The organism is Bacillus sp. EB600, assembly GCF_024494385.1.
Classification (GTDB): domain Bacteria; phylum Bacillota; class Bacilli; order Bacillales; family Cytobacillaceae; genus JAEVLT01.
Window position 1 is genome coordinate 1 of sequence record NZ_JAEVLT010000068.1, and the last position, 9,494, is coordinate 9,494.

At 36.6% G+C, this 9,494-nt stretch carries 8 protein-coding genes and 1 pseudogene; 3 read left to right on the forward strand and 6 right to left on the reverse strand.

Annotation, left to right across the window (positions count from 1 at the left end; all coding sequences use genetic code 11):
• Nucleotides 1-247 precede the first annotated feature (247 nt).
• From JN080_RS27720 to JN080_RS27740, 5 genes are all read right to left on the reverse strand, one after another.
• The gene (locus JN080_RS27720) at nt 248-370 is read right to left on the reverse strand and encodes a hypothetical protein (protein WP_256239177.1); all 123 of its coding nucleotides are present in this window, start codon (nt 368-370) and stop codon (nt 248-250) included.
• A gap of 713 nt (nt 371-1,083) precedes the next feature.
• Nucleotides 1,084-2,337 carry an anaerobic sulfatase maturase gene (locus tag JN080_RS27725; protein ID WP_256239178.1) on the reverse strand — a complete coding sequence of 418 codons (1,254 nt, stop codon included), beginning with the start codon at nt 2,335-2,337 and terminating at the stop codon, nt 1,084-1,086.
• 76 nt (nt 2,338-2,413) lie between these two features.
• Nucleotides 2,414-4,747, reverse strand: a complete 2,334-nt coding sequence (locus JN080_RS27730) for an arylsulfatase (protein ID WP_256239180.1) — start codon at nt 4,745-4,747, stop codon at nt 2,414-2,416.
• 242 nt (nt 4,748-4,989) lie between these two features.
• On the reverse strand, nt 4,990-5,271 hold the full coding sequence (locus JN080_RS27735; RefSeq protein ID WP_256239181.1) for a hypothetical protein: 282 nt from the start codon (nt 5,269-5,271) through the stop codon (nt 4,990-4,992).
• A gap of 1 nt (nt 5,272) precedes the next feature.
• Nucleotides 5,273-5,830 (reverse strand): hypothetical protein, encoded by a 558-nt coding sequence (locus tag JN080_RS27740; RefSeq protein ID WP_256239182.1) that lies wholly within the window; start codon nt 5,828-5,830, stop codon nt 5,273-5,275.
• Nucleotides 5,831-5,999: 169 nt separating this feature from the next.
• Between JN080_RS27740 and JN080_RS27745 the strand changes: the two are divergent.
• Nucleotides 6,000-7,237 (forward strand): annotated as a pseudogene (locus JN080_RS27745) (IS110 family RNA-guided transposase).
• A 190-nt stretch (nt 7,238-7,427) separates the two neighbouring features.
• Here the strand turns inward: JN080_RS27745 and JN080_RS27750 are convergent.
• Nucleotides 7,428-7,796 (reverse strand): winged helix-turn-helix transcriptional regulator, encoded by a 369-nt coding sequence (locus JN080_RS27750; RefSeq protein WP_256239183.1) that lies wholly within the window; start codon nt 7,794-7,796, stop codon nt 7,428-7,430.
• Nucleotides 7,797-8,097: 301 nt separating this feature from the next.
• On the opposite strand from JN080_RS27750, the gene JN080_RS27755 reads away from it, so the two are divergent.
• Nucleotides 8,098-8,271, forward strand: a complete 174-nt coding sequence (locus JN080_RS27755; RefSeq protein WP_256239184.1) for a hypothetical protein — start codon at nt 8,098-8,100, stop codon at nt 8,269-8,271.
• A gap of 17 nt (nt 8,272-8,288) precedes the next feature.
• Complete coding sequence (locus tag JN080_RS27760; RefSeq protein WP_256239185.1) at nt 8,289-8,921, forward strand: zinc-dependent alcohol dehydrogenase family protein; 633 nt, start codon at nt 8,289-8,291, stop codon at nt 8,919-8,921.
• The last annotated feature ends 573 nt before the right edge of the window (nt 8,922-9,494 follow it).

Genomic DNA, 9,494 nt, shown 5'->3' on the forward strand with positions numbered 1-9,494 from the left:
AAGATTAGCTGGGTTTCTTAATTATTTACATCCAATTATTTATAGAACAATTCGGATTCGCCTAATAAAAGGCGACTGCCCTTTGTTCAGCAATCGCGCCCGATTGCGGAATAGTGGAAATGCAATAGAGCTGCAAAAATGCCTCCTAAATTTTTTATTTTTGGATAATGGTAAACTGTAATGGCCCAAAGACGAAAAGGAGGTACGCAAACTTTCTCAGCAGGAGGTTCGATGGCTGCTCGAAGGATTATCGATCCAGCAGCCAAAGGCGATTCAACCGTAAACCAAATTCATTGTCAAGTGTCCTTACTACTTTATCAAAGTTTGTAAATTCGAATTCACCATAATTAAAAACTATTATTATTTTCATTTCTCCTCCTTTGTCTTATGTGAATCAAAATATCTATCATATGGACAATCTAACTACACTACTCTTTAAATGGAACATAACCTGCATTAATCCGTGAAACATCCTTTCTTCTTTTCAAAAGTGGCCCTCAGCCACTTTTTTTATTTAATATCGGTTTCTTAATACCTCATGAACTCTAAATGTGATAAAGAAATAATGGATGAATGGGAATACCATGATAATAATGGAGTCTGCGACGAGTGTTACAGTATGCCTGTTAAAAAAAGCAGAGGTATAATTATTAGTTGATCATAGTATTCCTTTTTATAAATGATCAACAAACATGAAGTAAGTTCCTTATCGTATGAGGACCCAAAAAGACCGTTCATAAAAGTATAGAGAACCGCTCTGTGAAACATTGTTATGAAACAAGATTTTTTGAGGCGTCAGTGACCATACCTTAGGGGGACGCGGAAGTTTATAAAGTGCTTTTTCAGGTGGAATTATCTGAAATACAGGCAAGAATAAATTTAAAGGAGCAGCGAAGGCTGTTCCTTTTTTTAGTTGTGTACCCAGCATGGGTGCAGTTTATAGGGTGGTGATCGAAAACTCTCGACACAGTTCGGGTGGTCACAGATCATAAAGCACTGTGACACAGGACTTTTTGGTGTTATTTGGTGGTCTGAGGTGCCTGTCCCCATGTCCTTCCTGGTACCTGGACTGTGACCGAAACTTTACTTTTTTATAATAATTGGATGCTTTATGACATCCTTTATTTTAGAGGCTGGCAGGTCGTTTTCGAGGAGTTGTACCATCACTTTCATATATCTATGAATATGGGTAAAGTACTTTTTATAGCCTGCACATAAATAATTTAATCCTGGTTCACCGTCAGGAGTCGTTAGAAAGCGATGTTTCGGACATTCTCCATGACAAGCAAATTTTACTTCACAAGTTTGGCAATACTTTGGTAATGTTGTTTTTTTCGCTTGGCCAAATTCAGATTGCCTGGTGGAATCTATCATTTCTTTAAAGGTTTCTGATTGAATATTCCCCAACTTATAATCCGGATACATAAAATGATCACAGGAATAGACATCCCCATTATGCTCAATGATGGCTGCCTTCCCACATGTCTCAGCAAAAATACACACCGTTGCCGGCAGCCCCATCCAGGCTACTAATGAACTCTCGAAATTCATCACATTGACCGTCCCGACATCGTTTCTAACCCATTCCTCAAAAATGGTAATTAAAAAGTCTCCATATTTCTCAGGATTCACCGTCCATGGAGCCAAATGAACCCCTTCTTCCTTTATCGATGCAGGTGTAGCATGACGTAACCCTAACGCATCTGCTTGTTCGTCTGCCAGCCTTTCCACGATCGGGATAAACTGAATATATTCCACACCTTCATTTTTCAAAAAATGATAGATTTCAAGAGGTGTGTTGGAAGATTCATTCGTTACACATGTAAGAACATTATATTGAATCTTGTATTTTTGTAGGTTATGCAGAGTGTTTAAAACTCGAAGAAAAGTAGGTTTTCCACCTCTATCAACACGGTATTTGTCATGTATTCCTTCCGGTCCATCCAGGCTTAAACCAACTAAAAAGTTATTTTTAGCAAGAAAAGGAAACCATTCATCCGTTAATAATGTTCCATTAGTTTGCAGAGAATTGGAGATTCTTTTCCCATTTGCATATTTTTTTTGAAATTCAACAGCCTTTTTATAAAAATTCAAGCCAAGTAGGGTAGGTTCTCCTCCTTGCCATACAAAAGGAATTTCCTCTGCAACCTGAGATCCTATATAGTTCTTGATAAAATTCTCAAGCATTTCCTCTGACATCCGAAATGGAGTTTTAGGTTCAAATAAAGATACCTTTTCCGTATAAAAGCAATAATGACAATCTAAATTACAAATCGGTCCGGAAGGTTTTGCTAACATATGAAAACCTGCTTCTGTTTTTTCAATAGATTTATTCATCAATACCCACCTCACAAAAAATAGTGAACCAGTGACAAATGACTCTGCCACTGGTTATTTAGATTACTTCCCTTATTTATTTTACTAATACCTGATCTTCTTCGAGTTCATATATGACTTTTTCAATCTTTCCTGAAAATTCAAAGGATCCTTCACTTTCGTAGGCCTTACTAACAGGGTAGAGAGTATCCTTACCAATATCCAATCCTTCAAAAGCAATTTTATATGGATGAGTTTTTTCGATCGTCCCTTCTCCAACTTTTTTGTCGTTAATAATGAGTATCCCTTTTCCTTTATTGGTATCAGTTTTCTCAAATTCAAATCGGATCGTTGATTTGCCTAAAGGTACCTCAGTATCCGATTCAATTTTGTAAACATCAGGTCCCATATTGTATTCATAAACAAGTCGGTTATTTTTAATATACAATGTATAACCGCTCTCAGCTCCGCCCAACGCTGCAAGAACACCATTTTGTGATGAACTTTGACGTTCAATTGGAACTGTGATGGAATAAGAACGATTCATAATTGGTGGTGCTGCTGAATCGGTCAAGCGGGACATTCCCGGATAATAGACAAAGGTTTTTCTGGCCCGCGGGGAATCTTCAGGAATATTTAAAAATCCCTCAACAGATGTATCATTCATTGGAAGGACACCGTATTTCTTCGCTTCCTTCTCCCATAAATTTTGAAGTTTCTCTAACTTTTCAGGATACTCTTTGGCAAGGTCATTCGTTTCAGAGAAATCCTTAGCTGTATGATAAAGCTCCCATTTGTCATTTTCATAAGACTCGCCCTTTGTGTGAACACCAATCGCTTCCCATCCGTCGTGATAAATGGCCCTTTGCCCTGATACTTCGAAATATTGTGTGTCCTTGCCATCTGCTTTTTCATTTGTAAATGTTTCTTTAAAGCTTTTGCCCTCGAGAGGCATCTGCTTAACTCCCTTTATTTCGTTTGGTAAAGTTACTCTAAGAACGTCATAAACAGTTGGAGTGATATCGCTTACATGAACAAACTGATTACGGATAGCCCCTTTATCCTTTATGAGCTTCGGGTAATATACGATCATTGGTGTATGTGTTCCTCCTGAATAGGTGGTTCGTTTATACATTTTAAATGGTGTATTGCTTACCTGCGCCCAGCCGGCCGGATATTCTGCCCCTGCACGTTCACTTCCAATATCGTTAAAATGATTCTTAATATCCTCCAGATTTTCCGGGAGCAAGTTGTATTCCACCGAATGATTAATCGAACCGGTATTTTTCCCCATCGAACTTGCGCCATTATCCGCTAAGAAGACAATCATGGTATTATCTAATTGTCCTGTAGATCGTAAAGTATCAAGGAAATGACCGATTTGCTCGTCCGTATGCGTTAAATATCCAGCATACGTTTCCTGGAAGCGAATAAACACCTTTTTTTCATCCTCTGTCAGAGTATCCCATGGTTTTACCCCCGGGTTACGTTCGGCCAATTTTGTATCCTTCGGAACAATCCCCAACTCTTTTTGTTTTTCAAATCGCTCTTCGCGAATTTTATCCCAGCCTTTATCATAAACCCCTTTGTACATATCAATGTATTTTTGTGGTACTTGCTGAGGCATATGCTGGGCTCCAAAGGCTAAATAAAGGAAGAAAGGTTTCTCCGGATAAACGGAAGTCTGGTTGATAACATATTGGTTTGCTTTATCCACGATATCCTCAGAAAAATGATAGTTTTCCTTATTCGGTACATCAACCTGAGTGTTATCCTGGACGAGATCCGGCCTATACTGATCAGTGGAATCTTCCAGGAAACCATAGAAGCGGTCAAAGCCTTTACCAAGGGGCCAATTATTGTATGGACCTGCAGGAGTTGTTTGTGCTGTCGGAGCTAAATGCCATTTCCCCAGTGCGTAGTTCGTGTACCCCTTTTCACCCAGCACTTCGGCAATTGTGGCTGCCTCCGGTTTGATTAGCCCGCGTTTATTTGGATATTCGGGTCCAAAATCATAATTTGCAACTGTACTCATTCCTACATCATGATTATTCCGCCCTGTTAGTAAAGAAGCACGGGTTGGTGAACATAATGGGGTTACATGAGAATTGTTATAGCGAAGTCCGTTTTGTGCTAACCAATCCAGGTTAGGTGTTTTAATCTCCGAACCGTAACTGCCAATATCGGAAAATCCCGAGTCATCTAAAACTATATAGACGACATTCGGTTTAGATGAATCCTCCCCTTTTTTTTGCTTTGTATTATCTTTTGTATTATCTTTTGTATTATCTTTTGTATTTACTTTTGGTTCTTCCCCTGCTTTTGCTGTATGAATAGAGTTTTGCAGTGAAAAACTTGATACCAAAGCTAATGCCGATGTAAAAATGGTTAGCTTTTGTACATTTGACCATTTCTTTTTATCTTTTTTCATTCCCTTCCCCTTTCTAAACAATCGTATTGTTACTAGATTTACATTGACACCGCTTACAATTTTACATTAATCACCTCTTCATGTTGTTATTGCGGGATATTTATAGAATATAAAAATTTAAGATATTCTGTCTAGAACAAATATTGTTTATATTTCTTCCTTTCATAGCAAAAATTTGTTCATCATTCAATTGAAAATGAACAAAATCGCCAACGCGACTTAAATCCCGACCCAAGTGAAGATTATTTACTTGGGTCTTTTCTCGCTTGTCGCATTGTTCCATTGCAATAAGGACAGTCTACTTCCACTTCTTCATCTTCTTTTAAATCAAAATGAAATTCTTCAACAACGTATTCTGGAACCTCATCCTCTTTGCCACAATCCAAACATTTGAAAGTGATCATTTTTATCTCATCGTTTAAACCAAATGGATCGTCCTTATCTAACGATTTCAAAAATGCCTTACTTAATTCATCCTGTTGTTTGTCTGACCAATCAAAAAGCTGCATACGCAGCTGTTCCATTTTAAAATTCCTCTATTCTTGTAATCTTTACTTCTACTTTGAATTTATCTGGATTTTTCTCTAAAACGGTAATAAATCGTTTGAGATCTTGATGGAGAATAAACCCTTCATTCTCTTTTTCAAATTTCATGGTAAAGGCAGGAAAAGATTCCTGAATGGACTCAACAGCTGCAGGTACATATTCAGCCGTTTTCTGAGATTCTATAAAACTCTGTAATAATTGAGCTTGCTGCTCTACAATTAGTTTTAACTTTTCTAATTCTTTTTGAGTATCGGTTAATTCTTCTTCTGTTTCTGCAAATGCCAGCATCTCATTTTCTCCTGAATTTTTTTCTTTTTTCGTCTCGATACCTGTATTCAAATCCAGTTGTTTATGCTCAACAACATTTTCTTTCACTTTTGCTTCCTCTTTCTTGGCCTTTTCCAGGCTCTTTCTCAATGTGTATCGGAGATTGTAAACGTTTTTAACATCTTTATCCCAAATCTTAGCAACCGAAGGCATATTAAAACGTTCATTGTAATCATCTAATATTTGAAGTTGCTTTTCTTTCGGCAGCAATTTTAAGTCCTGGAAGTTCATGATATCTTCGGGCTTTTCACCCCCTACTTGTATAAACATGTTTCAGGCTGGTTGGGACATGGATCCCGTTTAACAAGCGAACCTATGACATTACAAGAAGCCTTAGGGGATACCGACAATTGTTAAATACAGAGGAGGAGATTTGATTATGAATCCAGTCATTGGTCTGGATGTTTCAAAAGGTGAAAGTCAAATTCAAGCATTTTTAGACAAAGGCAAACCATATCGTAAGAGCTTTAGTATCAAACACAATACTAAAGGTTTAGGTAGTTTATTAGAGTTCCTTCATGAAGTAAAGAGTTTAGCTGGTGGTTATCAACCTTCGGTCGTTTTAGAATCAACAGGACACTACCATTTTCCTGTAATTCAATTTCTTGAGGAGCACAATTATGTTTATATTGTTGTCAATCCTCTTATCTCACATCGAGCCAAGAGTTCAAGTTTACGGAAGGTAAAAACAGATGCAGTTGATGCTTATCACCTTTGCGAGCTATTTTATAAAGAAGAGTTAGAGCCTTATAAAAAAAGAGGAATTCAACTATTAAACCTTCGTAATCTAACAAGACAACAAGAAAGTATTGCCAAAGTATCAGCACAAACTAAAATACGGCTGCATACCCTTTTGGATCAGGTATTTCCTGAATATAGAGGAATTTTTGGAAGCTTATATTCAAAGGTCTCGTTGCTTACATTATTAGCATTTCCTACTTCAGAAGCAGTGTTAAGTGTGAGTGAAAAAGAAATAACAGAGAAAATAGCTTCGCTATGTATGAGTCGTTCAGATGCATGGGCAAACGAAAAGGCTAAAAAATTAAGAGAAGCAGCCCTACGTAATCCGTTTCAAAACAATCTGTACCAGAGTAATATTTTTAATCTTGAGTTATTAGTCAAGATCGTTCTCCAATATCAAGAGCATCTATCTAAGATTGCAGATGCAATAGATGCCCTCGCTAAAGAAATTGAAGAATATCATATACTCCAGTCTATCCCTGGAATCGGAGAAAAAATCGCCGCCACGATTATTTCCGAAATTGGTGAGATAGATCGATTTGATAATGCCAAAAAGCTCGTTGCATTCGCTGGAGTAGATCCAAGCGTTTACTCTTCTGGTAAGTTTACAGCATCAGTAAATCGAATTACCAAACGGGGTTCTTGTAGGCTTCGTCATGCCTTGTATATGGCTGTTCAAAGTGGTATTCGTGATGCCCGTAAAAAGAAAACGACTGATGAGATCATAGCACCTAATAAAAGACTAAGAGAGTTTTACGATAAGAAACGTGAAGAAGGAAAGCCCTTCAGAGTAGCCATTATGCCTGTGTAAATAAGCTCTTACACCGGATTTACGCCTTACTAAAAAACAGAACTACTTTCCAAGTTATAGATTAGAAACTATATATATCTAAATACAACAAAACCTTCCAAAAATGAGATAGTGGAAGGTTATTTTGCATGATCTTTTTTATGGTTGTTTAAAATATTTTATTGAAAAATGTTGACAAACTATTAGCTGGTTTAATTTAAGTGTATTTATTTACAATCCTTTTAACTTGGGATAATTCACTGGCTTAAAGATATTTTATTCGTTTTCTATTGATTGTCGTTTAAGTAACACTTCATTTTCATACGTTTCGCCCCAATCCCTCATTAAAAAGATAATCGGTTTTAATGTTTCACCAAAGTTGGTTAGTGAATATTCCACTTTTGGTGGGATTTCAGGATAGACTTCGCGATGAATAATTCCATCCTTTTCTAACTCACGAAGCTGTAATGTTAACATACGTTGCGTAGTTTTAGGCAACATTCTCCTTAACTCCTTAAAACGTTTTGTACCTGAAATTAAATGATATAAGATAAGCCCTTTCCATTTTCCACCGATGATATCTACAGTTACCTCAACTGGACAAGGATACGTATCCTCATTGATTTCCTTCTTTATATTACTCATACTGTCACTCCTAATTTATATAGTATAAAAAATATACTAGGGAACAAATTGTATAGTACAAAACAAAAATGCGCGTACTTTTAAATTTATCGTATATAAATTAGGATGATATTGCAAGTAAGATTTAGCAAGAGATGTGTAAGATTACGAGAATTTATTACACACTAAAAATGATTGGTGTAAACCATGTCATTCTTGTGAAAAATAGTCAAATGCAATGGAAGATATCGAGGAACTAGGACAAGAGAGTGTACCTAAGTCCCCTTCGATTTCACTTTTAAAATAGAAAGGTAATGATCAAATGAAAGCATGGCAAAAACAAGGTGTCGGATTAGAGAATTTAAAACTAGTTGAAGTGGAAAAACCAACACCGGGTCCAAAACAAATTTTAATTAAAGTAAAAGCAGTATCATTAAATTTCCGTGATAAATCAATTATAGATGGTGATTATCTACCAGATTTAATATGCTATTAGAGGAATATGCAGCAGTGATGGCACCTAACAATTTAACAGATGAAGAAGCTTCAACATTGCCAATTGCTCCATTAACAGTATGGTTCTCACTTGTAGAATACGGCAAAATCAAGGCTGGCGATACAGTACTAGTATTAGGTACTGGTGGCGTATCTGTTTTTGCGATTCAAATGGCCTCTGCATTAGGCGCACGCGTGATTGTTACAACTAGTAGTGATGAAAAAGGAGAGCGTGTTAAAGCGTTAGGTGCAAAAGAAGTTATTAACTATGTTAAGACACCAGATTGGGAACAAGAGGTATTAAAACTGACAGATGGCAAAGGCGCTCAACATATTTTAGAGGTTGTCGGTGGAGATAGTATTAACCGTTCAATCGAGGCACTTGCACTACAAGGACATATTTATATTATCGGCTTCCTAAAAAGTATGATGGCAGAAGTGAATTTATTTGCATTATTAGCAAAACAAGCGCAGATTCATGGTATCTATGTTGGTCACCGCAAAGCAGTCGATGACATGAACAAAGCCTTTAATGAACTAAATATCCATCCAGTTATTGATACAGTATACTCATTCGACGAGGCTATCAAAGCTTACGAGCATCTAGGTCGTGGTGCTTTTGGTAAAATTGTGATTAAAGTCTCTGAATAAGTCAAAGGAAGGATAAAAATAATCATTCGTGAGATGTCATGAATGATTATTTTTATTGAAGACTATTTGTATTATTCTATTTAGTTAGGAGTGCAATTAGGGGTAGCGTCAGAAAAATGCGGTTATCTTGACTATGAAAATCGGGAGTATTTAAAGTATTCAAGAAGAAAAATTAAGTAAAAAATTACTTTGATTACTTGATATCTTAACTCGTAAACAATGTATTCAACGTATTCAATGTAGTGATATCTTGACATTGAGAAGACAGCGAATAACCTTGCCTAGATAAACGTTCCATTCTTTACATCCTTCCAAGAAGAACAAGGGCATTTTCTACTTCTTAGAACGCCTTAAGGCGTTTTAGTTTGCCTTCAAGGCAACAAACGGTTGTAAAATTTGATGTTGCAAGGTGCTGTCTAGAAGAATACGTTGTTTACATGACTTCACTAGTGTTGCATAAATAATGTCTCAATTTTCAGTTTATTAATTCTTGCTAGTTTAAGCCAAAAGGTTAAATACCTAGTTAAAGGTGGTTCTGTCCATTTGGAAATTAATTTACAATTAGACCTGTGT

What these genes read in the sequence shown, in the direction of transcription:
- JN080_RS27720 (WP_256239177.1), bottom strand. Translation starts at nt 370, where the DNA reads ATGAAAATAATAATAGTTTTTAATTATGGTGAATTCGAATTTACAAAC.
- JN080_RS27725 (WP_256239178.1), bottom strand. Translation starts at nt 2,337, where the DNA reads ATGAATAAATCTATTGAAAAAACAGAAGCAGGTTTTCATATGTTAGCA.
- JN080_RS27730 (WP_256239180.1), bottom strand. Translation starts at nt 4,747, where the DNA reads ATGAAAAAAGATAAAAAGAAATGGTCAAATGTACAAAAGCTAACCATT.
- JN080_RS27735 (WP_256239181.1), bottom strand. Translation starts at nt 5,271, where the DNA reads ATGGAACAGCTGCGTATGCAGCTTTTTGATTGGTCAGACAAACAACAG.
- JN080_RS27750 (WP_256239183.1), bottom strand. Translation starts at nt 7,796, where the DNA reads ATGAGTAATATAAAGAAGGAAATCAATGAGGATACGTATCCTTGTCCA.
- JN080_RS27755 (WP_256239184.1), top strand. Translation starts at nt 8,098, where the DNA reads ATGAAAGCATGGCAAAAACAAGGTGTCGGATTAGAGAATTTAAAACTA.
- JN080_RS27760 (WP_256239185.1), top strand. Translation starts at nt 8,289, where the DNA reads ATGGCACCTAACAATTTAACAGATGAAGAAGCTTCAACATTGCCAATT.